The sequence below is a fragment of the Actinomadura geliboluensis genome (assembly GCF_005889745.1).
Taxonomy (GTDB): domain Bacteria; phylum Actinomycetota; class Actinomycetes; order Streptosporangiales; family Streptosporangiaceae; genus Spirillospora; species Spirillospora geliboluensis.
The window spans coordinates 1-21,474 of record NZ_VCKZ01000121.1 but is presented as its reverse complement, the minus strand read 5'-3'; the positions used below and the strand labels follow the sequence as shown (position 1 = coordinate 21,474).

The 21,474-nt window shown below is 72.9% G+C and carries 17 protein-coding genes; 3 read left to right on the top strand and 14 right to left on the bottom strand.

Translation table 11 applies throughout. The features are described from left to right. Positions 1-5: 5 nt before the first annotated feature. Positions 6-797, bottom strand: coding sequence for an enoyl-CoA hydratase/isomerase family protein (locus ETD96_RS18100; RefSeq protein WP_138637637.1), 792 nt, complete (start codon positions 795-797; stop codon positions 6-8). Between the two features lie 37 nt (positions 798-834). Beyond that, positions 835-1,467, bottom strand: a complete 633-nt coding sequence (locus ETD96_RS46735) for an AMP-binding protein (RefSeq protein WP_240807787.1) — start codon at positions 1,465-1,467, stop codon at positions 835-837. Between the two features lie 221 nt (positions 1,468-1,688). On the opposite strand from ETD96_RS46735, the gene ETD96_RS18090 reads away from it, so the two are divergent. Then, on the top strand, positions 1,689-3,263 hold the full coding sequence (locus ETD96_RS18090) for a class I adenylate-forming enzyme family protein (protein WP_171069089.1): 1,575 nt from the start codon (positions 1,689-1,691) through the stop codon (positions 3,261-3,263). Between the two features lie 37 nt (positions 3,264-3,300). On the opposite strand, the gene ETD96_RS18085 is transcribed toward ETD96_RS18090, so the two are convergent. The 11 genes from ETD96_RS18085 to ETD96_RS18035 all read right to left on the bottom strand — a co-directional run bounded on the left by ETD96_RS18085 (position 3,301) and on the right by ETD96_RS18035 (position 16,321). Further along, positions 3,301-3,984: a TetR/AcrR family transcriptional regulator gene (locus tag ETD96_RS18085; protein ID WP_138637634.1), complete on the bottom strand. Its 684-nt coding sequence runs from the start codon at positions 3,982-3,984 to the stop codon at positions 3,301-3,303. A gap of 234 nt (positions 3,985-4,218) precedes the next feature. Then, positions 4,219-5,445, bottom strand: coding sequence for an ABC transporter substrate-binding protein (locus tag ETD96_RS18080; RefSeq protein WP_138637633.1), 1,227 nt, complete (start codon positions 5,443-5,445; stop codon positions 4,219-4,221). 177 nt (positions 5,446-5,622) lie between these two features. Next, positions 5,623-7,164 (bottom strand): class I adenylate-forming enzyme family protein, encoded by a 1,542-nt coding sequence (locus ETD96_RS18075; protein ID WP_138637632.1) that lies wholly within the window; start codon positions 7,162-7,164, stop codon positions 5,623-5,625. A gap of 2 nt (positions 7,165-7,166) precedes the next feature. After that, a complete protein-coding gene (locus ETD96_RS18070; protein WP_138637631.1) occupies positions 7,167-8,030 on the bottom strand; it encodes an alpha/beta fold hydrolase in 864 nt (287 codons plus the stop codon). A gap of 10 nt (positions 8,031-8,040) precedes the next feature. Continuing rightward, entirely contained in the window at positions 8,041-8,805 is a 765-nt protein-coding gene (locus tag ETD96_RS18065) for an ABC transporter ATP-binding protein (RefSeq protein WP_138637630.1), read from the bottom strand. Further along, positions 8,798-9,562 (bottom strand): ABC transporter ATP-binding protein, encoded by a 765-nt coding sequence (locus ETD96_RS18060; protein ID WP_138637629.1) that lies wholly within the window; start codon positions 9,560-9,562, stop codon positions 8,798-8,800. The genes ETD96_RS18065 and ETD96_RS18060 overlap by 8 nt, the downstream gene beginning before the upstream one ends. After that, positions 9,555-11,573, bottom strand: coding sequence for an ABC transporter permease (locus tag ETD96_RS18055; protein WP_138637628.1), 2,019 nt, complete (start codon positions 11,571-11,573; stop codon positions 9,555-9,557). The genes ETD96_RS18060 and ETD96_RS18055 overlap by 8 nt, the downstream gene beginning before the upstream one ends. Positions 11,574-11,631: 58 nt before the next feature. Beyond that, complete coding sequence (locus ETD96_RS18050) at positions 11,632-13,011, bottom strand: 4-hydroxyphenylacetate 3-hydroxylase N-terminal domain-containing protein (RefSeq protein WP_138637627.1); 1,380 nt, start codon at positions 13,009-13,011, stop codon at positions 11,632-11,634. Between the two features lie 281 nt (positions 13,012-13,292). Then, positions 13,293-14,840 carry a class I adenylate-forming enzyme family protein gene (locus ETD96_RS18045; RefSeq protein ID WP_138637626.1) on the bottom strand — a complete coding sequence of 516 codons (1,548 nt, stop codon included), beginning with the start codon at positions 14,838-14,840 and terminating at the stop codon, positions 13,293-13,295. Continuing rightward, positions 14,837-16,036 carry a thiolase family protein gene (locus ETD96_RS18040; protein WP_138637625.1) on the bottom strand — a complete coding sequence of 400 codons (1,200 nt, stop codon included), beginning with the start codon at positions 16,034-16,036 and terminating at the stop codon, positions 14,837-14,839. The genes ETD96_RS18045 and ETD96_RS18040 overlap by 4 nt, the downstream gene beginning before the upstream one ends. Before the next feature lie 66 nt (positions 16,037-16,102). Further along, positions 16,103-16,321 (bottom strand): hypothetical protein, encoded by a 219-nt coding sequence (locus ETD96_RS18035; RefSeq protein ID WP_138637624.1) that lies wholly within the window; start codon positions 16,319-16,321, stop codon positions 16,103-16,105. 23 nt (positions 16,322-16,344) lie between these two features. Here ETD96_RS18035 and ETD96_RS18030 point away from each other — a divergent pair, with 23 nt between their 5' ends. After that, entirely contained in the window at positions 16,345-17,250 is a 906-nt protein-coding gene (locus tag ETD96_RS18030; protein WP_171069088.1) for an alpha/beta fold hydrolase, read from the top strand. 21 nt (positions 17,251-17,271) lie between these two features. After that, positions 17,272-19,986, top strand: coding sequence for an ATP-binding protein (locus ETD96_RS18025; RefSeq protein WP_138637622.1), 2,715 nt, complete (start codon positions 17,272-17,274; stop codon positions 19,984-19,986). Between the two features lie 39 nt (positions 19,987-20,025). Here the strand turns inward: ETD96_RS18025 and ETD96_RS47910 are convergent, their stop codons facing one another. Beyond that, positions 20,026-21,339 (bottom strand): alpha/beta fold hydrolase, encoded by a 1,314-nt coding sequence (locus ETD96_RS47910; protein ID WP_138637621.1) that lies wholly within the window; start codon positions 21,337-21,339, stop codon positions 20,026-20,028. Positions 21,340-21,474 lie beyond the last annotated feature (135 nt).

The window sequence follows — 21,474 nt, the reverse complement described above, 5'->3', positions numbered from 1 at the left end:
GCGCGTCAGCGGCCGCGGAAGACGGGGGGCCGCTTCTCGAAGAAGGCGCGGCCCGCCTCCGCGGCGTCCTCCATCGCGAGGTTCACCGCCTGCGCGTGGGCCTCGGCTTCGAGCGCGCCTTCGAGGCTGCTCTCGAAGGCGTCGTTGAGCAGCCGCTTGGACTGGGCGAGCGCCATCGGCGGCCCCTCGGCGAGCTGCGCGGCGAGGCCGGCCACCGCGGCGTCGAGCCCGCCGGGCGGGACGACCTGCCGGACGATCCCGAGCCCGTGCAGGGCGGCGGCGTCGATCATGCCGCCGAGCAGCACCATCTCCTTGGCGCGGTGCAGCCCGACGAGGCGGGGCAGCAGCCAGGAGCCGCCGAAGTCCACCGACAGGCCGCGCTTGACGAAGATCTGGGCGAAGCGGGCCCGGTCGCTGGCGATGACGAAGTCCCCGGCGAGGGCGAGGTTCATGCCCGCTCCGACGGCGTACCCGTCGACCCGGCAGATGACCGGGATCCGCAGCCGGTGGACGGCGAGGCACGCCTCGTTGACCTCGTGCATGCCGGTGAGCGCGTGCCGTTCCGAGGGCGCGGACAGGTCGGCTCCGGCGCAGAAGTCGTCGCCCTCGCCGGTGATGACGAGCACCCGGGCCTCGCTGGCGGCGACACCGGCGACGGCGTCCCGGAGCGCGGCCCAGCCCGCCTGGCCGATCGCGTTCTTGCGCCGGGGGTTGGAGATCGTGAGCGTCGCCACGCGGCCCTGATGCGACACCGCGAACGGCGGGGCCGCGGGGGCGGCCTCGTCAATGCTGGTCATGGGTCCAATCTCGCACGGTTCGAATGTGATGTCATTGTCATGTTGAGGCGGAAGAAGGGGTCCACCGGCGCAGCTCGCGCTTGAGGATCTTGCCGCTGGCGTTGACGGGCATCGCGTCGAGCACGACGAACTCCCGGGGCACCTTGTGGCTCGCCAGCCGGGCCCTGCAGTGCGCCAGCAGCTCCTCCGCCGCCGGCCGGTGCCCGGTCGCGGCGGTGACGAACGCGCGCACGACCTCGCCCCGCGGCACGTCGCGCAGGTCGGCGTCCACGATCCGCAGAGCGACCCCGATGGACGGGCGGCCGCACGAGTGGAGCAGCTCCGGACGTTCGGCGAGGGCCCACCGGTGGTCCTCCGGCGTCAGCGTCGTCTGCAGTCCGGCCTCGGTGGCCGCGCCGAGCTTCCTGCACGCGAGCACGATCTCCATGTAGCGGTGCGAGTCGAGCGCGAAGACCGCGAGCCGGTCGCCGCGCCGGACGCCCTCGGCGCGCAGGGCGGAGGCGAGCCGGTTGACCCGCGCGTTCGTCAGCGCGAACGAGTGCGCGGAGCCGTCGGGGAACCGGAAGCAGGCCCGGTCGGGATGCCGCCGGGCGCTCAGCGGGAGGAACTCGCCGACCGCGATGCCGAGCCCGGTGACACCGGTCCCCGTGCTGCCGAGCCGTCCCGCCATCGTCCCGTCCTCCGGATTGAGACTGATGTCAATATCGACCTGTCTACCGGCACCGCCCGGCCATGTCAACGGTCGGCCGGGAATCCCCTGACAGGCCGTGTAGCTCCGCGTTGCCGGGCTTGGAAGCATTGACACTGCTCTGGCGATGGTTTAGACACTGGATGACTCCGACGTCATGTACGGCACGAGGTTCGAACCTCCCGGCAATCGCAGGAGCGGCCATGCACCCCAGGATCCGCGTCGGTGACTACCTCCGCCTCAGCGCGCGACGCCATCCGGACGTCCCGTGCTTCGTGTTCGGTGACGGCACTGAGCAGACCTTCGCCGAGACCAACACGCGCGTGAACCGGCTCGCGGACGCCATGGCCCGGCGGGGCGTCGCCAAGGGCGACAAGGTCGCGATCGTCGCCACCGACTGCGGCGGGTACGCCGAACTGCTGCTGGCCTGCATGAAGCTGGGCGCCGTCTACGTCCCCCTCAACAACCGCCTCGCGGACTCCGAGCTGCTGACCCTCCTGCGCTGGGCCAAGCCGTCGATGCTCTTCGTCACGAGCCGCTACCTCGACTCCGGGCGCGCCCTGCTGCCGCAGGTCGAGAGCCTGCGGCAGCTGATCGACTTCGACCAGGCGGAGGGCCCGGAGGGCTACGAGGCGCTGCTCGCGACGGGCGCCGACGTGGAGCCGGACGTGGACGTGCGGGACGAGGACGTCATCGGCCTGGCGTTCACCTCGGGCACGACGGGGCTGCCCAAGGGCGTCCTCCAGTCGCAGCGGATGCTGAAGTCGCTCATCGTCAACATGTCGATCGACTACGAGATCGTGCCGGGCGAGTTCCGCTACACCGCGTCGCCGACCTTCCACATCGCCGGGCAGGGCATGATCCTCATGCACGTGTGGCGCGGCTTCCCGACGCTGATCCTGCCCCAGTTCGACCCGGCCGAGGTGCTGCGCTGGATGCGGTCCGGCCGGCTCACCGGCGTGTTCCTCGTCCCGACGATGATCAGTTCGGTGCTGGAGCGGCCCGAGGCGGCGGCGGGCGACTACCCCGGCCTGCGGTCCATCATCTACGGCGGCGCCCCGATCTCGCCGACCCTGCTGCGCCAGGCCATCGAGACGTTCGGCTGCGACCTCATCAACGCGTTCGGGGCGGCGACGGAGGGGGGCCTGCAGACCGTCCTCGGCTCCGCGGACCACCGGCGCGCGATGGCCGGCGACACGCACCTGCTCGGCTCGATCGGCAAGCCCGCCTTCGGGGTGGAGCTGCGCATCGTCGGCGCGGACGGCGCGGACGTGCCGCGCGGCGAGATCGGCGAGATCATCACCCGCTCGGACGCAGTGATGAACGGCTACCTGGAGATGCCGGACGAGACCGCCCGCGCGATCCGCGACGGCTGGTTCTGGGGCGGCGACCTGGCCCGGATGGACGACGAGGGGTACCTCTACCTCGCCGGGCGCAGCAAGGACATGATCATCCGGGGCGGCGAGAACATCTACCCCGTCGAGATCGAGACGGTGATCTCCGGGCATCCCGGCGTCGCGCAGGTCGCGGTCGTCGGCCGTCCGGACGAGCACTGGGGCGAGGTCGTGGTCGCCTACCTCACCGCCGAGCGGGAGATCGACCTGGAGGCGCTGCGCCGCCGCTGCCGCGACCGGCTGGCCGCCTACAAGGTCCCGGTGGAGTTCGTCGTGGTCGCGGAGATGCCGCTCAACGCCAGCGGCAAGATCCTCAAGCGGACGCTCCGGGAGGCGCCGCCCGCCGCCATCGACCGTCCGGCCGCGCGGGCCGCCGCCCGCTGACCGGGCGGCCCGCCGGGCCTGCTCCGGCCCCCGTGTGCTAGCTCGGCTTGGTGCTCTGCCAGTCGTAGATGCCGGCGCCGCGCAGCCACACCGTGGTCAGCGCGTGCAGCAGCTTCTCCTCGTCGAACTCCTTGCCGAGGTTCAGCCAGACGTGGCAGATCTGGTCGACCATCGAGCCGATCAGCTCCGCGGTGAGCTCGGGGTCGAGGGAGGTGTCGGCGAGGCCCTCGTTCTGGTGGTGCTCGATGATCCGCGCCATCCGGTCGACGTGCGCCTCGCGGACCTGGAGCCGGATCCGCTTCATCTCGGGGGTGAACGTGCCCACCTGCTCGATGAGCGCGACGATCTTGGCGTTGCGCCGGTAGGAGTCGACGAACCGCTTCATCGCGGCGTAGGTGCGCTCGTAGGACGCGGGCGACTGCGGGCGGCTCGACCCCAGCTCGATGATCATGTCGCCGGCGACCCGGGTGGCGACGGCCTGGAAGACCGCGTCCTTGGAGTCGAAGTAGGTGTAGAAGGTGCCCTGGGCGACCTTCGCCTCGGCGGCGATGTCGGCGACGCGGGCGTCGAGGAACCCCTTCTCCTCGAAGACCCGGCGGGCCGCGTCGAGGAGCGCGGCGCGGCGCGCGTGGCCGCGTCCCGTCAGCGGGCCGGTCTGGCGCCGCTCCTGCTGCTCCGGACTCGTGGCGACGCCGAGCCTGCCACCGCGCGTCTTGGCCATGCCCATCACTCCCGATCACTGGTCTGCCGCCCCGTGCGCGCCCCACATGAGCATCCCACCTTCGCGGCCGGGCCATCAAAGGTTCGGAGGCGCGGCGCTCGGCGTGGGCGCCGAAGGACGGTATCTCACCCTCGTAAGGTTCGCATCTTACTTGACAGTGACGTCATGAACAAAATGACTCCGCGGCACCGGCGCGCAGTGCCGGTGCCGCGGAGCGGGGGCCGAGCGGCCCCGTCAGCTGACTGCCTCCGGCTCCAGGTCGATGTAGCCCCGGCCGTCGATCGGCTTGAGCGAGCCGTCCTTCTGCACCTCGAAGAAGATGCCCTGGTCGCTGCACGCGCCGGGGCGTCCCGGCCACTGCTTCCCGTCGCAGGTGACCTTGGGGCCGAGGTAGGTCTGAAAGTCCTTGACCTGCTGCATCGCCGCGGAGACCGACTTGTTGGTGATCTCACCCTTGACGCCCTGCACCACCTTGGCCAAGTTGATGAGCCCGGCGAAGGAGTACAGCGACCGCGCCGACTGCTCCTTCTCGTAGTCGACCGCCTCCATCGCCTCCTCGAACTCGTCCAGCTGCTTCTGGACCTCGGCCGGCGCGTGCTCGCGGGAGGCCGGGACCCACAGCCGCGGCTGGACGATCGCGCCCGCCGCCTCCTCGCCCAGCTCGTCGATGAACTGCGAGCACGACCCGGCGAAGACCGTGCCGCCGTAGCCGGACTGGCGGAGCGCCCGGATCAGCCCGGTGCAGCCGTCCTCCGGCAGCGCGATGACGCCGGCGACGTCGGGCTTGGACGACATCTCGGTGGCCGCCACCACCTGGAAGTTGATGTTGTCGACCTTGACGTAGACGCCGTCCACGGCGATGCCGAGCTTCTGCCCCATCGGCTTGACCAGGTCGTCGACGTACCCGTGCGAGGACGGCGCGTCGGTCACGGCGAGCGACGCCTTCTTCTTGCCGAGCCGGCTGAGGATCTTCACCATCCCGAGCGCGCTCGTCTCCAGCGGGCCGGAGAAGTAGAAGGCCGCCGGGTACTGCGCGCCCTCGGCCACCGCCTGCCCGGCGAGCGTGCCGACGATCGGGATGCCGGCGGACTTCAGGATCGGCGTCATCGCGCCCATGCTCGTGCCGTCGTAGGCGTCGAAGACCACCGGGACGTCGGCGGCGACGAAGTCGTTCGCGCACTTCACGCCGGTCTCCGGGGTGCCGTCGCCGGAGCAGATGTCCAGTTTGACGGGGCGGCCGCCGATGCCGCCGAGCTTGTTGTTGATGTACCACTCGGCGGCCTTGGCGCCGTAGGTGTTCTGCGGGTAGGCCACCGGGCCGGTGTCGAGGGACTGGACGCCGAGGACGACCGGCTCCCCCGTCAGGCCGCCGTCGGAGCTCGAGGCCTTCGTGTCCCCGCCGCAGGCGGCCAGGGCGAGGGCCGTGGTCACCGCCACCGCGGCCGCGATCGTCTTCTTCATTCCCACTACCAGCCTCTCGCCGGCGGCGGCCCGCGGCCGCCTCGCTCCACTGTGTTCCACATCATATGAATGTTGACGTCAATGTCAATCGTTCATATGGCCATTTGCTCGGGAATTTCGGCTGCTCAGCGGCGGTACCGGGACACCCCGCCGGCCCGCCGGATCGGTCAGGAGGTATCAGGAGGTGAGCCGCTCCACCAGGTCGCTCTTGCGGACCTTGCCCGTCGGGTTGCGGGGAAGCTCGGGCAGGACGTGGTACTCCACCGGCACCTTGTAGCCCGCCAGCCTCGCGCGGCACATCGCGTCCAGCGCCTCGACTGAGGGCGGCTCCCGCCGGTACTCCACGAACGCCACCACGACCTCGCCCCACGTCTCGTCCGGGCGGCCGACCACGGCCGCGTCCGCGACCTCGGGGACGTCGGTGAGCACCAGCTCGATCTCCGAGACGTAGATGTTCTCGCCGCCCCGGACGATCATGTCGCGGCTGCGGCCGCCCAGGTAGAGGTAGCCGTCCTCGTCCACCCACCCCCGGTCGCCGCCCCAGAACCACCCGTCGTGCAGCGCCTCCCTGGTCTGCTCGGGCAGGCCGAGGTACCCGGCCATCACGCACTCGGTCCGCGCCGCGATGTTGCCGACCACGCCGGGCGGCACCTCGGCGCCGTCGTCGTCCAGGATGCGCATGTCGACGTACAGCACCGGCTGGCCGACCGAGGACAGCAGGTGCTCCTCCCCCGCCAGCGCGCGCCGGTGGTCGCCGGGGCGCAGCAGGGTCTGGACGCCGGACTCCGTGCCGGCGCCGAACAGGTTCCAGAAGTCGCACGCGGGATACCGCTCCAGCGCCCGCCTCAGCAGGCTCGGCGGCATCGGCGCCGAACCGTAGAGCATGGTGTCGAGCCGCTCCCGCCCGGTCGGGCCGGCGTCGGCGTCGAGCACCGCCTGGATCATCGTCGGGACGAGGAAGCAGCCGGTCAGCAGCCCGTCCCCGATCGCCCGCGCCGTCACCACCGGGTCGAACTGCGGCTCGATGAGGGACGTGCAGCCGACCGCCACCTGCTCGAAGACGAGCGCCCAGCCGGCGATGTGGAACAGCGGGGAGGCCGTGTACCGCACGTCGCGCGGCCTGGCGAAGACCTCCCAGCCGAGGCTCAGCATCCGCTTGAGCATGCCGTGGGTCTGCATGACCCCCTTCGGCAGGCCCGTGGTGCCGCTGGTGAACATGATCCCGAGAAGGTCGTCGTCGGCGAGCCGCACGTCGGGCTCGATCTCGCGCCCGGCGGCGACCAGCGACTCGACGTCGTCGTCCAGGCAGCCGTCCAGCGACAGCAGCGCGCACTCGCGGGGCAGCCCGGGGGCGACCTTCCGCGCCGTCTCCAGGTAGCGCCCGCCCACGAAGAACAGCTCGGGCTCCGCCTGGCCCAGGATGTTCTCGATCTCGAACTGCGCCAGGCGGAAGTTCACCGGGACGTACGTCGCGCCGAGCTTGAAGCACGCCAGCAGGACCTCGGCGTAGGCGAACGAGTCGGTGTCCAGCAGCGCGATCCGGGTGTCCTTCCGGACGCCGCGCGCGGCCAGCGCGTCGCAGATGCGGTTGACGCGGGCGTTGACCTCCGCGAACGTGCGCTGGTCCCCGCCGGTGGAGAGCCAGCACGGGACGTCACGGAAGCGCCGCGCGGACTCGGTGATGATCCTGCCGATGGGCCATGAGACATCCAGGTCCACTTCTACTCCTTACGCGGGTCCGCCGGAACGGGCGCCAGCAGCCGGTCGATCGCCCGGCGCAGCAGCCGGCCGAACGGCGCACCCTGGTCGATCATCACGTGGTGGTAGGCGTTCGGGACGTCGTACTGGTGGACGGGGCGGCCGAGCAGCGCGGCCAGCACCGCGGCGGCGTCCGGCGGGACGAGCCGGCTCAGCTCGCCGCGCACCACCGCCGTCGGGCACCGGACGTCCGCGAGCGGCGCGGTCAGCCGGCCGGTGTCCAGCGCGCCGAAGATCGCCGGGTCGGCCTTCCACGTCCAGCCGCCGGTGACCGGCCGCACCGACCGCTCGGCGACGTAGGTCAGGACGCGGACGTCGGGCACCGGCTGGGGCGGCATCAGCCGGTACCGGCCGAGGGCCTCCTCGACCGTCGCGAACACCGGGGCGCCGCGCCCCGCGGACGGCCGGGGCGGGGACTCGCGGGGCTCGGCGACGACGCAGTCCACGAGGACCATCGCCCGGACGGCGTCCGGGCGGGCCGCCGCCGCGCCGCTCGTGACGAGCCCGCCGATGCTGTGGCCCACGAGGACCGCCGCGCCGCCGCACACCTCGTCGACGACGCCGAGGACCTCGCGCGACCAGGTGCCGAGGTCGTAGGCGCTCCGCCGGCCGCTGTTCCCGTGGCCGGAGAGGTCCACGGCGACCACGTCGTACCCGTCGGCGAGCCAGCGGACGGTGTGGTGCCACCACGCGGTGTGCGCGGAGGTCCCGTGCACCAGCACCACGGACGGGGCGCCGGGCCGCGGCCACCGCTCCCAGGCGATCGCCGCGCCGCCGACGGCGACCGCGCCGCGCTGCTCGGGGCCGAGCCCCGCCGGGTCCGTCATCGCGCCGCCCTCATGACGGCAGCACGGCGTCCGCACCGTGCTCCCCTACGTGCTCGCCGGCGTACTCGTCGGCGCCGAAGTACGCCGCCTCGACGTCGGCGCGCCGGTCCAGCAGCGACCTCGCGGAGCCCTCCAGCACGACCCGGCTGTGGTTGAGGATGATGCCGCGGTCCGCGACGGACAGGGCCAGCTCGATGTGCTGCTCGACGAGCACCAGCCCGATCCCCTCCTCCGCGGCCAGGTCCCGGATCGACGGCAGCATCTCCTGGACGATCTTCGGCGCCAGGCCGAGGCTCATCTCGTCGATCATGAGCACCTTCGGCCGGGCGAGGATCGCCTTGGCGATGGTGAGCATCTGCTGCTCGCCGCCGGACAGCAGCCCGGCGCGGCGCCCCTGCAGCCCGCGGAGCGCGGGGAACCGGTCCAGCACCTGCTCCTCGCGCTCGCGGTCCTGCCGCCGGTGCGCCAGCCGGAAGTGCTCGCGGACGCTGAGCCCGAAGAACACGCCCCGGTCGTCGGGCACGAGCACGACGCCGCGCCTGGCCAGCCGGTGGGTCCGCTTGGGCTCGACCTTCTCGCCGAGCGCGCGCACCTCGCCCGACATCGGCGGGACGAGCCCGACGATCGACAGCAGCGCGGTGGTCTTGCCCGCGCCGTTCGGGCCGAGCAGGGCCACCACCTCGCCGGGCGCCACGTCGAAGGTGAGGTCGCGGACCGCCTGGACGCCGCCGTACCCGGCGGTGAGGTTCCGGACGCTGAGCACGGGATCAGGCATCTGCTTCCTCCATCGGGGAACCGAGGTAGGCGGTCGCGACCGCCGCGTCCACCCGGGCCTCCGCCGGCGTGCCGGTGAAGATCACCTTGCCGAACTCCATGACGTAGACGACGTCGCACACGTTCAGCACGAGCGACATGTCGTGGTCGATGAGCAGCACGCCGGGGCCGGACGCCGCGATCTCGCGGACCCGGCGGCCGAACGCGACGCTCTCGTTGCTGTCCAGGCCGGCGGCCGGCTCGTCCAGCAGGAGCAGGTCGCACCGCCCGGCGAGGGCGCGGGCGACGCCCACCAGCTTCTGCTGGCCGAGGGTCAGGTCGCGGGCGAGCACGGAGCGGACGCCGTCGAGCCCGACGGTCTCCAGCGCGCGGTCGACCGAGCGGCCGACGCTCGTCCGGCCGAAGACGTCGCGCAGCAGCGTGCGGAAGCCGACCGTCCGCGCCGAGACGAGGAGGTTCTCCTCGACGGTGAGGTTGCCGAACAGCTCGGCCGACTGCCAGGTGCGGGCGAGGCCCGCGGCCTTGCGGCGGTGCGGCGGCATCCCGGCGAGGCTCCGCCCGTCCAGGGTGATCTCGCCCTCGGCGGGGGTGAAGCCGGTGACGGCGTCGACGAAGGTGGTCTTGCCGGCGCCGTTCGGCCCGATGAGGCCGACGACGGAGCCGGGCGGGACCCGCAGGTCGATGCCGTCGTTGGCGACGACGCCGCCGTAGCGGACGGTCAGGGCGCGGGTCCGCAGCCCCTTTGCGCGATCAGGCATGACGGCCGACCTCCTCCCGGACACCGCCGGGCGGCGGGCCCTCGACCACGGGCGTCCCGGGCGCGCTCGGCGCCGGGCGGCCCGCCAGCTTCCGGCGGACCCACGCGATCTGCTCCTCGGTCTTTCCGGCGATGCCCGCCGGGTTGAGGATCGCGGTGAGGATCAGCGCGATCCCGCTGATGAGCGCGTAGTAGTCGCCCATGTCGAACCACCGGTGCATGGCGGTGTAGACGAGCCCCAGCGGGCCGATCATGCCGGCGACGATCGCGCCGCCGAACGAGGTGATGCCGCCGAGGTAGGCCATCGCGAGGATCTGCAGCCCCACGAACACCGAGAACGACTCGGCGGAGAGCTGGCCCTGGCTGTAGCCGAGCAGGCAGCCGGCGACGCCCGCGATGAACGCCGACAGGCCGAAGCCCATCAGCTTCGTGCGCCGCACGTCGATCCCGGCCGAGGCGGCGGCGCGCTCGTTGGCCCGAACGGCCAGGAACGCCCGCCCGGTGTCGCCCCGGGCGATCCGGACGAACAGCAGGATCACCAGCGCGACGATCACCAGCACCAGCAGCGAGAACTCGACCCGCGCGAGGTCGCGTCCCTCCCGCACGGCGAAGCTCACGCCGAACAGCTCCGGGTCGGCGATCGGGTTCCCGGTCGGGGGCGTCAGGCTGTAGTTGCCGAACACGAACCGCTCGATGGCGAGCGCCGCCGCGATCGTCACGATGGCGAGCTGGACGCCGCGGATCCGGAACGCCGGCAGCGACACGGCCATGCCGAGGCACGCGGCGGCCAGCGCGCACAGCACGATGGCCAGCGGGAACGGCATGTTCCAGGCGTCGGTCAGCTTGGCCAGGGCGAAGCCCGCGGCGCCGGCGAACGCCGACTGCGCGAGCGAGATCTGCCCGAGGTAGCCGGTGATCAGCACGTAGGACAGCGCGAGCAGCGTGATGATCAGCGAGCTGGTGAGGGCGAAGCGGTAGGTGTCGTCGAAGGCGAACAGCAGGCCCGCGGCGGCGCCCAGCAGGAGCAGCGCGGGGACGGGGCGGACGCGCGGCACCGCCACGTCCGGCAGCCGCACCGACTGCAGCGACCCCCGGGCCGGCATCCGCCGTCCGAGCACGAACAGGATGACCATGATGACGGCGAACGGGACGACCTGGTCCAGGCCCGACTTCGCCCACTCCGGCCACCAGCTCTTGGTGGCGATGAGGCTCAGCTCGGACTGGAAGACGCCGAGCGCGATCCCGCCCGCGCCGACGAGCGCGATGGACTCCAGCCGCGCGATCAGCAGCACCGCGAGCGCCGGCACGATCATCACGGTGTAGTTCGCCGGGCTCAGCCCGGTGAGCGTGCTGGCCAGCAGCACCCCGACCGTGCTGACGAGCGCGCCGAGCACCATCGCGACGAGCGCGAGGCGGTTCGGGTCGAGGCCCATCAGCACGGCCCCGCGCTCGTTCTCCGACGCGGCCCGGGTGGCGGCGCCGGCGTGGCTGAACCGCAGGTAGGCCCAGACCCCGGCGGCCAGCGCCAGCATGATCGCCGCCATCACCAGCTCGCGCACCGACAGGGACGCGCCGAGCAGCTCGATCTCCTCGCGCGGGATCGGCGACTCGACCTTGACGTTGTTCGGCCCGAACCGGATCACCGCCAGCGCCTGCAGGCCGATCATGAGCCCGATCGAGACCACCACCTGGGCGAGCACCGGCGCGTTCCGCACCGGCCGGAACACCAGGTAGTGGACGAGGACGCCGAGCACCGCCGCGCACAGCAGCCCGATGAGCAGCGCCGGCAGGATCCCCACCTCGTCGCCGAGCTGGACGCTGCCCACCGGCAGGACCAGCAGCCCGTCGTCGACGAGCGTGGCGAAGACGTAGGCGCCCCACATCGCCATCGCGCCCTGCGCGAAGTTGATGATGCCGGTCGCGCGGTACACCAGCAGCAGGCCGGTCGCCAGCCCGATGTAGACAGCCGCGAGCCCGAGGCCGAGCACCGCGAACTCCAGATACGTGGTCACCCGCGTCTCCTCGCATCCGCCATGGTTCGTGTCCGTCCCGTCGTGGAGGGTGCGGGGGTCATCCGCCGGCCAGGCCCGCCGCCTTGAAGGCGAGGTGCTTGGCGCGGTCCATGTCGTAGTGGCGCCGGGTGACCAGCCGCTGCGCGAACAGCCCGCCGCCGGACTGGATGTTGGTCACGTGGTGCCAGCCGCCGTAGGCGTCGGCGGTCGTGTCGCGGATCGCGTGGAAGAGCCTGGTGCGGTACTCGCCCCCCACGTCCTTCCCGGTCGACATGTACTTCTCCAGGAAGGGGCGGAGCGTCCCGTTGTCGAAGTCCGCCATCGAGGGCGCGGTCAGGACGGCGCCTCCGGCGATGTCGTGCAGGTGGCGCACCATGCGGCTGAACTGCGTCGCGCCCTGGTACTTGGTGACGTTGGTGTACATGTCGTCGGGGTAGTAGTACCCCTCGGGCGTCGCGTGCGCGTGCAGGAGCGCCGCCTCCAGGCCGGCCCGCAGCAGGGTGGCGTGGATGATCATCTCGTCGATCTTCTCCCGGACGTGCGAGATCCGGTGGGTGCCGTTCGCCTCGGCGATCAGCTGCGCGAGGCCCACCAGCTCGTCGGCCTGCTCGACCATGAAGGCGGTGCCGCCGAGCCGCTCCCACAGCCCGAGCGAGTGCGCGAACACCGCCGCGTGCTCCACCGGCCCGTCGAGGAAGACGTGCTCGTTGGGGACGAAGACGTCGTCGAAGATGCACATGCTGTCCGGCACGCTCTTCTTCGAGCTGACCGGGAAGTCCCGGTCGTCGCCGCCGCTCGGGTGGTAGGTGGTGTTGGTGATGTGCACGCCCGGCGCGTTCACGGGGATCGCGCAGGCGATCGCGTAGTCCTCCTCGCCCGGCTTCATGGTCTTGGTGGGCATCACCATCAGGTGGTGGCCGAGCGCGGCGGCGCTGATGTGCAGCTTGGCGCCGCGCACCACGACCCCGTCGGGGGTGCGGCGGACGACGCGGACGTAGGCGTCGGGGTCGTCCTGCTTCGCCGGCGCCTGGCTGCGGTTCCCCTTGGCGTCGGTGATGCATTCGGTGATGCGGATGTCATCTTCGAGTGCCTTCTTGATGTAGGCGTTGATCCGCGGGAGGTACTCGGGCGCGGCCGACTCGATGCGGGAGGAGGCGACGATCAGCGTCATGACCGACTGGTACGTCACGTTGAGGAGCAGGTCCATCTCCAGCAGCTCGGGAATCTTGTCCCGCAGCTCGGCGGCACTGCGCGGCGCGGTGATGACCGGGTTCCGGGCGCCCGGCTCGGCGGAGTAGTACTTGTCGTATCCCTCGGCGGCCACTTCCATCGGAACCGCCAGGGCGGGTTCGGTGGCGAAATCCTCGATGAGCCGCCCCTCGAAGTAGACCTTGCGGCCGTCCTTGAGCGAGTCCTTGTACTGCTGCCCCGTCATCATGCTGGGGGTCCTCCTCCTGTGCGAGGCAACGCCGCCCGCGCGGCGCTCGTGCGGTGCCGGGCCGCCCCGGCCGAACGTCTGTCAGCCGCTTGAACATGACGTCGTCGTCATAAAGCGGACCTTGTCACGGCCCTTCCCCGGGTGTCAAGGGTCACATTTTCGTCGGACCGGAACCGCGCGCCCCGGGGACGCGGGCATGCCGGAGCGCGCCGCGACCAGCGCCGATCGCGGCCGCCGGGCGGTGCTTCCGGGCGGTGCTTCCGGGCGGTGCCTCCGCCGGGTCACTCCCAGGTGCGCAGCTCCCGCTTGAGGATCTTGCCGCTGGCGTTGACCGGCAGCGCCGGGACGAACCGGAACTCCGCCGGCACCTTGTACTTGGCCAGCCGCTCGGCGCAGTGGGCGGCGAGGTCCTCGGCCGTCACCCGCGCGCCCTCGCGCGGCTGCACCCACGCCCGGACGATCTCGCTCCAGTGCTCGTCGGCGACCCCGACGACCGCGCTCTGCACGACGTCGGGATGCTCGGCGAGCACGGACTCGATCTCGATCGGGTAGATGTTCTCGCCGCCCCGCACGATCATGTCCTTCTTGCGGCCGTGCAGGTAGAGGTAGCCGTTCTCGTCGGCGTAGCCCATGTCGCCGGCCCGGAACCAGCCGCCGCGGGTGGCGCGCTCGGTCTCCTCGGGCATGCCGAGGTAGCCGTCGAACAGCATGTCGCTGCGGGTGGCGATCTCCCCCACCTCACCGGGCGGCACGTCGCGCAGGTCGTCGTCGACGATCCGCAGCGCGACGCCGTACGCGGGCTTGCCGATCGAGCCGAGCAGCTCGGGCCGCCCGTCCAGGGCGCGGCGGTGGTCCTCGGGCCCGAGCAGCGCCTGGAGGCCCGCCTCGGTGCCGGCGCCGAAGGCGTTGAGGAAGTCGCATTTGAAGGTGTCCATCGCCCGGCGCAGCAGGGACGGCGACATGGCGGCGGCGCCGTAGTACATCAGCCGCAGCCGCTCGTAGTCGTGGTCGTGGACGTCGTCGAGCTGCAGGATCGTGCTGATCATCGTCGGCACGAGGAAGACGCCGGTCAGCGTGTCGGCGGCCAGGTGGTCGAGCGTCACCCGCGGGTCGAACTGCGGGACGATCAGCGAGGTGAAGCCGTAGGCGACCCCCGCGAGCAGCTGGCAGATCCCGGTGATGTGGAAGGCCGGCGCGGCCGTGTAGCGGACCTCCTCCGGCAGCATGCGGAACTCGATGATCTGCTCGGTGACGATCGCCTTCATCATCCGCTGCGACTGGAGCACGCCCTTAGGCAGGCCCGTCGTGCCCGAGGTGAAGGCGAGGCCGATGACGTCGCGGTCGGACGCCACGACCGGCGGCTCGGCCTCGGTCCCGGTCGCGATGAAGTCCTCGTAGTCGGAGGACGCCTCGCCGGGGCGCTCGTCCAGCGCGAGCATGAGCTTGATCCCGTGCTGCTCGTCGAGCCCGTCGAGCAGCGCCGCGTACCGCACGTCGTAGAAGAGGGCCACCGGCTTCGCCCGGTCGACCAGGACGTCCACCTCCGGTCTGCGGAGCCGGTAGTTGAGCGGGACGTAGACCGCGCCGAGCTTCGTCGCGGCGAGCACGATCTCGACGAAGCGGTGCGAGTCCAGCGCGAAGATCGCCAGCCGGTCGCCGCGGCCGACGCCGTTGCCGCGCAGCGCCGACACCAGCCGGTTCACCCGGGCGTTCGTCTGCGCGAAGGTGTGCTCGCCGCCGTCGGCGAACAGGAAGCTCGCCCGGTCGGGGTGGTTGCGGGCGGTGAGCGCGATGCCCTCGCCGAGGCTGATCTCCATGCCCGCGCTCACAGCCGCTCGATGATGGTCGCGTTGGCCATGCCGCCGCCCTCGCACATCGTCTGCAGGCCGTAGCGCCCGCCGGTGCGCTCCAGCTCGCACAGCAGCGTCGCCAGCAGCCGGGTGCCCGACGAGCCGAGCGCGTGGCCGAGCGCGATCGCGCCGCCGTTCGGGTTGACCTTCGCCATGTCGAAGCCGGTCTCCTTCTGCCACGCCAGGACGACGGACGCGAACGCCTCGTTTATCTCGACGATGTCGATGTCGTCGGCGGAGAGGCCGGAGCGTTCCAGCACCTTGCGGGTGGCGGGGATCGGCGCGGTGAGCATGGCGATCGGGTCGTCGCCGACCACGGCGAACGAGTGGAAGCGGGCGCGCGGCGTGAGGCCGAGCCGGCCCGCCGCCTCCTCCGACATGATCAGCACCGCCGAGGCGCCGTCGGTGATCTGCGAGCTGTTCGCGGCGGTCACCTTGCCGTCGGGCAGGAACGCGGGCTTGAGGGCGGCGAGCTTCTCCGCCGTCGACTCCCGGATGCCCTCGTCGGACGTCAGGTCGGTGCCCGTGCGGGTCACCTCCCGGGTCTCCGGATTCCAGGTCCGGGCCTCGACGGGCAGCAGCTCGCGGTCGAAGCGCCCGGCGTCGCGGGCCGCGGCGGCGAGCCGCTGGCTGCGCAGGCCGAAGGCGTCCAGGTCCGCGCGGCTGAGCCCCCACCGGTCGGCGATGAGTTCGGCGCTCAGCCCCTGGTGGACGAGCCCTTTCCGGCCGTGGGTCTCGACATGGGCGTAGCGGGCCATGGCGAGCGGCCCGAACGGGTCGCCGCCGACGCCGGACGCGCCCATCGGCGTCCGCGTCATGACCTCGACGCCCGCGGCGACGACGATGTCGTAGGCGCCGGCGAGCACGCCCTGGGCGGCGAAGTGCGCGGCCTGCTGGCTCGACCCGCACTGCCGGTCGATCGTGGTCGCGGGAACGCTCTCGGGCCACCCGGCGGCGAGCACCGCCGAGCGGCCGATGTTGACGCTCTGGTCGCCCACCTGGCCGACGCATCCCATGATGACGTCGTCGACGCGGGCGGGGTCGAGGCCGTTGCGCCTCGCCAGCGCCCGCAGGACGGCGCCGGCCAGGTCGGCGGCGTGCCATCCGCCCAGGGAACCGTTGCGCCTGCCGCCCGGCGTGCGGACGGCGTCGACGATGACCGCGGATCCGACCATGCCACTCCCTACTTTGAAGTTGACGTCGGCCTCAGGCTAGATACACGGTTCGGAAGGTGTCAACGGTCACACCGTCTGGATGAACTTGACGTCGTCCTCGGCCTCGGCTCCGGCACGGCGGGACTGTCCCCCGTGCGAGCTACCGGCGATTGTCAACCGCGCGGTGATGATCTGGCGGGGTCGAATCCCTAGCGTTCTCAATGTCGAAAGCAACACCCGATCCGCGAAATTCCATTCGTGGCGAATTCGGCCACGCAAAATCACCGCCGGACCATTTTCCGGCATTCGGCTTTCCCTTGGAGGACGTCATGATCCGCGCTTTCACGAAGACCGCCGCGATCGCGGCCTGCTGCGCCGTCGCCGCCGCCGGGCTCACCGGCTGCGACGGCGTCCCCGACTCGGACGCCTTCCCGTTCGACTCCCCCGCACCGCGCAAGACCGCCGACGCGTTCACCGGCACCAAGAAGATCAAGGTCGGCGGCCGGTCGGTGAACGTGTCCTGCGCGGGCGCCCCGGTGAAGGACGCGCCGATGATCGTCCTGATGGCGGGGCTCGGCGACGGGCTCGGCAAGATGGCCGCCCTCCAGAAGACCCTGAGCAAGGAGAACCGGGTCTGCTCCTACGACCGGCTCGGCGCGGGCGCGAGCGACCGGCCGGAGGGCCCGCAGAGCTTCGCCGACACCGGGAAGGTGCTGACCGGCGTCCTCGACCGGGTCGCCGGCGACGGCCGGGTGGTCCTCGCCGGGCACTCGCTGGGCGGGATGATCGCCGCCAGGTACGCCCCCGGCCACAGGGACCGCGTCAAGGGGCTCGTCCTGATGGACGCCACGTCCCCGACCTCGGTCGCCGACATCAAGGGCGCGATCCCCGAGTCCGCCACCGGCCCGGCGGCGCAGCTGCGCGCGCAGACCCTCGCGGTGGACGCGGGGCAGAACCCCGAGCGGCTCGTCATCACCGATGAGAAGGTCCGCTCCGCCGGGAACATCCCGGCCGAGGTGATCCGGCACGGGAAGCAGTACCTCGCGGCCGTCCCCGAGTACGGGCCGGCCCTGGAGCGCGGGTGGACGGCCGGCCAGCGCACGTGGCTCGGGGTCTCCGCGCGCGCCAGGCTGAGCACCGCCGCCGGCAGCGAGCACTACATCTACGTCGACCGGCCCGACATCGCCGTCACGGCGATCCAGCGGGTCACCGCGCAGGCCGCGACGGCGGCGTGACCCGTGCGGGATCATGGGCCCATGCCGCCCAGCGAGGTTTCCGAGCGCGAGGCCGAGGTGCTGGCCGCCGTCGGCCGGCACCTGACGAACACCCAGATCGCGAGCAGGCTGCACATCTCGGTGCGGACGGTCGAGAGCCACGTCTCGTCGCTGCTGCGCAAGTACGGGGTGGCCAACCGGCGTGAGCTGGCGATCCTCGCCGCCGAGCGGCAGGAGGACACGGCCGGCGGCGCGGCGCGCTCCGTCGCCGGGCTGCCCGCCGCCCGCACCTCCTTCGTCGGGCGCGGCGAGGAGCTTGCGGAGATCGAGGCCGCCTCCGGCCAGGCCCGGCTGGTGACGCTGCTCGGCCCCGGCGGGGTGGGCAAGTCGCGGCTCGCGGCGGTGGCGGCGGCCGCGTCCGGGCAGGGCGGCGCGTTCGTCGACCTGGTGCCCGTGCGGGACGGCTTCGTCGAGCACGCCGTGGCGGCGGCGCTGGACGTCACCGAGAGCCCGCGGGCCGAACTCCGCACGGTGATCGCCGGGCGCCTCGGCCGCAGCCGCACGCTGATCGTGCTCGACAACTGCGAGCACCTGCTGGACGCGGTCGCGGGCTTCGCCGACCGGATCCTCGCGGCCTGCCCCGGCACCCGGATCCTCGCGACCAGCCGCGAGCGGCTCGGCGTCCCCGGCGAGCGGATCGTCCGGGTGGGGCCGCTGCCGCTGGCCTCGCACGCCGAGGCGCTGTTCACCGACCGCGCCCGCGCCGCCGACCCCGATTTCGCCGCCGGCCCGGCGGCGGTCGCGGAGATCTGCGCCCGCCTCGACGGCATGCCGCTCGCGATCGAGCTGGCGGCGGCGCGCAGCGCGGCGTTAGGCGCGGACGGCGTGCTGGCCGCCCTCGACGACCGGCTCCGGCTGCTCGCGGGCGGGCGCGGCGCCGACGCCCGGCACCGCTCGCTGCGCGCCGTCCTCACCTGGAGCCACGACCTCCTCGACGCGGAGGAGCGCGCCCTGTTCCGGCGGCTGGCGGTGTTCGCGGGCGCCTTCGACCTGGCCGCGGTGCTCGCCGTCGCCCCGGGGACGGGCGCGGGGGCGGCGGCCGACGTGCTGGGCCGGCTCGTCGACAAGAGCCTGGCCGGCAGGGCGGGCCCGGCGCGCTGGCGGCTGCTGGAGACGGTCCGCGCGTTCGCCGCCGAGCAACTCGCCCTCAGCGGTGAGGAGGCGGACGCACGGAGCCTGCACCTGGCATGGTCGTCCGGCGTCGCCGCCGAGCTGGCCGCCCGGGACGGGGACGTCCGGGCGGAGTTCGACACCGCCGCCGACGACCTGCGCGCCGCGCTGGCCGCCGCGCCCGCCGATGCCGGGGAGGTCGCGCACGGGCTGGCGCGGTCGCTCGGCCGGCTCGCCTACCGGCGCCGGTTCCCGCGCGAGGCGCACGGGCACTTCCTGGACGCGGCCGAGCGCGCGGGGTCGCCCGGCGAGGCGTCCGCGGACCTCAAGAGCGCGGCCGACTGCACGCACGTCATGCCCACCGGCGGGCACCGCCACTACGAGCTGCTGTGCACGGCCGCCGACCGCGCCCGCGACGCGGGCGACGGGAACGCCGAGGCCGTGCTGCTGGCGACGGCGGTCGTCACCACGGCGCGCAATCCCGGCTGGTACGCGGTCCCGCAGGCGGAGCTGAGGCGGCTGGCGGAGCGCGCGGAGGCCGCCGGCGACCAGGACGATCCGGTCGTCGCGGCCTGGCTCGCCGCCGCCCGCGCGTGGACGGCGCCCGCCGCACCCTACAGCGCCGACCCCGCCCTGGCGGAACGGGCCGTCGCGCTGGCCCGCGCGGCGGGCGACCCGGTGCTGGTCAGCGCCGCGCTCGACGCGCTCGTCAGCGCCGCGCTGCGGGCCGGGCGGCTGCGCGAGGCGCACCGCGTCGCCCGCGACCGGCTGGACCTGCTGGCCGGCCTCCCGCTCGCCGACCCGCGCTGCTCCGCGGAGGTCGTCGACATCGTGCACGTGGCGGTGAACTGCGCCTTCGCCGCCGGGGACCTGCCCGCCGCGCTCGCCGCCGCCCGGCCCGCGCTGGCCGACGACCTGCTCGGCGACCTGCTCGGCGACCAGTACTACCTCTCGACCAACAACCTGATCCTGCCGCTGGCGCTGAGCGGCGCGTTCGACGAGGCGCTGCGGCACGCGGACGACGCCTGGGAGAGCTGGCTGCGGGCGGGACGGCCGGAGAGCGGCATGATGCAGCCGGTCGCCGTCGGGCCCGCGCTCGTCCACGGCCTGCGCGGCGACCGTGAGCGGCACGCGATGTGGCGGGCCCGCACGTCCGGGGAGGCGACCGGGCAGGTGTTCGACCACGCGACGCTCGCCGGTTTCGCGGACGCCCTCGTCGCCGTCCACACCGGGCGCCTCGACACCGCCGCCGGCCTGGTCGGCGCGCTGTTCTCGGACGCGACCAACCCGCTCTACGCCGGATACGCCCACGCGGCCGGCGCCGAACTCGCCGTCCTGGCGGGCCTGCCGGACGCGGCGGCCCGGATCGACGCCGCCGAGCCCGCCGCCGCCGAGAACGCGTGGGGCGCCGCGTGCCTCGCCCGCGCGCGGGGACGGCTGCACGGCGATCCCGCCGAGCTGGCCGCCGCCGTCGAGGGCTGGGAGCGCATCGGCGCCCGGTTCGAGCGGGCGTCCACGCTGCTGCTCCTGCCCGGCCGCGAGGACGAGGGCCGCGCCGAACTGGCCGAGCTGCTGGAACGCCGATAGCGCACCCCCGGTCGGGAGGTGCGCCATCGGCCGTGCAGGTCAGGCGGTGAAGAACCCGCCCACCGCCGCACCGATCGACTCGGGGTCGACCTGGCCGTGCGCCTGCCCTTCCAGCCACTCCAGACGGGCGTCCGGGAGCAGCCCCGCCACCGCCTGCGCGGCGTCGCGCATCCGGTCGGTGCTGGCCGAACCCGCCAGCACCAGCGTCGGGACCGCCACCGTGGACAGCCGCTCCGGGACCGGTCCCGCGCCGACGACCGCGGCCTCGTAGGCGAGCGTGTGCGCGACGTCCTCGATCTGCGGCCAGAACGGCTGGGCCTTCATGCCCGCCACCGCCTCGGGCGGCATCTCGGCACCGGCGGTGAGGAACAGTTCGACGGCGTCCCCGCGCCGCCCCTGCTCGACCAGCGCGCCCAGGTCCTTCGCGGACGGCAGCGAGCCGCCCGGCGCCGTGACGTACGGCGGCTCGAACACCGCGAGCCTGCTGATGGGCGCGCCCGCCGCCGCCGCCTCCAGCGCCAGCGCGCCGCCGGACGACCCGCCGAACACCAGCGCCGTGCCGCCGGCCGCCTCGATCAGCGCGGTCAGGTCCTCGATCTCCCGCCGGACGTCGTACGGGGCGGTGTCGCCGCTGTCGCCTCGGCCGCGCCGGTCGTAGGTGTAGACGGTGTGCGTCGCGGCCAGCGCCCCGGCGATCCCGGTCATGATCGGGTCGCTGCGGGTGGAGAACGCGCCCTGGACGAGGACGACCGCCGGTCCCGCGCCGACGCGGTCGTAGGCGATGGACGTGCCGTCCGCCGAGGTCGCCGTGCGGTGCCGGGGCCGGTAGGTGAGCAGCACGATCCCGTCGCCGCCCACCGGCCGGGACTCCACCAGCCGCAGCTCCGCGGCTTCGGCTCCGTCGCCGAAGAGCCGCTGCCCGCCGCCCAGCATGACCGGGTGGACCAGCAGCCGGTACTCGTCCACCAGCCCGCGCTCGGCCAGCGCCTGGACGAGCCGGGCGCTCCCGTTGACCAGGATGTCCTCGCCGGGCTGCCGCTTCAGCTCGGCGACGTCGTCCAGCGTGATGACGGTCGTGTTGTCCCACTCCGGGTCGTCGAGCGTGCTGGAGACGACGTACTTGGGCATCCGGTTCATCGTGTCCGCGAACTCGCCGGTCTGCCGCGGCCACGCCTGCGCGAAGCCCTCGTAGGTCGTCCGGCCCAGCAGGAGGGCGCCGGCGGAGCGGACCTCGTCGGCCTTGAGGGCGTCGCCCTCCTCGCCGCGGTCGAACCGGAAGGCCCAGCCCAGCTCGCCGGGCCTCTCGATGACGCCGTCCAGGGTCGTGAACTCGGAGACGATGATCTTCCTCATGGTCGTTCCCCTAAGATCGTTTTGTCTGGAGTGAGTCGCTCTGGATGCCCAGGGCGACGGGGTGTGGCTGATGGTTGTTTGCCGCTGTTGTGGCTTGAAAGGAATGGCCGCCTCGTCGCCCTGGACGCCCTGGCC

What these genes read in the sequence shown, in the direction of transcription:
- ETD96_RS18030 (WP_171069088.1), top strand. Translation starts at nt 16,345, where the DNA reads ATGATCCGCGCTTTCACGAAGACCGCCGCGATCGCGGCCTGCTGCGCC.
- ETD96_RS18070 (WP_138637631.1), bottom strand. Translation starts at nt 8,030, where the DNA reads ATGACGGACCCGGCGGGGCTCGGCCCCGAGCAGCGCGGCGCGGTCGCC.
- ETD96_RS18050 (WP_138637627.1), bottom strand. Translation starts at nt 13,011, where the DNA reads ATGATGACGGGGCAGCAGTACAAGGACTCGCTCAAGGACGGCCGCAAG.
- ETD96_RS18085 (WP_138637634.1), bottom strand. Translation starts at nt 3,984, where the DNA reads ATGGCCAAGACGCGCGGTGGCAGGCTCGGCGTCGCCACGAGTCCGGAG.
- ETD96_RS18035 (WP_138637624.1), bottom strand. Translation starts at nt 16,321, where the DNA reads ATGCCGGAAAATGGTCCGGCGGTGATTTTGCGTGGCCGAATTCGCCAC.
- ETD96_RS18090 (WP_171069089.1), top strand. Translation starts at nt 1,689, where the DNA reads ATGCACCCCAGGATCCGCGTCGGTGACTACCTCCGCCTCAGCGCGCGA.
- ETD96_RS18060 (WP_138637629.1), bottom strand. Translation starts at nt 9,562, where the DNA reads ATGCCTGATCGCGCAAAGGGGCTGCGGACCCGCGCCCTGACCGTCCGC.
- ETD96_RS18065 (WP_138637630.1), bottom strand. Translation starts at nt 8,805, where the DNA reads ATGCCTGATCCCGTGCTCAGCGTCCGGAACCTCACCGCCGGGTACGGC.
- ETD96_RS18100 (WP_138637637.1), bottom strand. Translation starts at nt 797, where the DNA reads ATGACCAGCATTGACGAGGCCGCCCCCGCGGCCCCGCCGTTCGCGGTG.
- ETD96_RS18025 (WP_138637622.1), top strand. Translation starts at nt 17,272, where the DNA reads ATGCCGCCCAGCGAGGTTTCCGAGCGCGAGGCCGAGGTGCTGGCCGCC.
- ETD96_RS46735 (WP_240807787.1), bottom strand. Translation starts at nt 1,467, where the DNA reads ATGGCGGGACGGCTCGGCAGCACGGGGACCGGTGTCACCGGGCTCGGC.
- ETD96_RS18040 (WP_138637625.1), bottom strand. Translation starts at nt 16,036, where the DNA reads ATGGTCGGATCCGCGGTCATCGTCGACGCCGTCCGCACGCCGGGCGGC.
- ETD96_RS47910 (WP_138637621.1), bottom strand. Translation starts at nt 21,339, where the DNA reads ATGAGGAAGATCATCGTCTCCGAGTTCACGACCCTGGACGGCGTCATC.
- ETD96_RS18080 (WP_138637633.1), bottom strand. Translation starts at nt 5,445, where the DNA reads ATGAAGAAGACGATCGCGGCCGCGGTGGCGGTGACCACGGCCCTCGCC.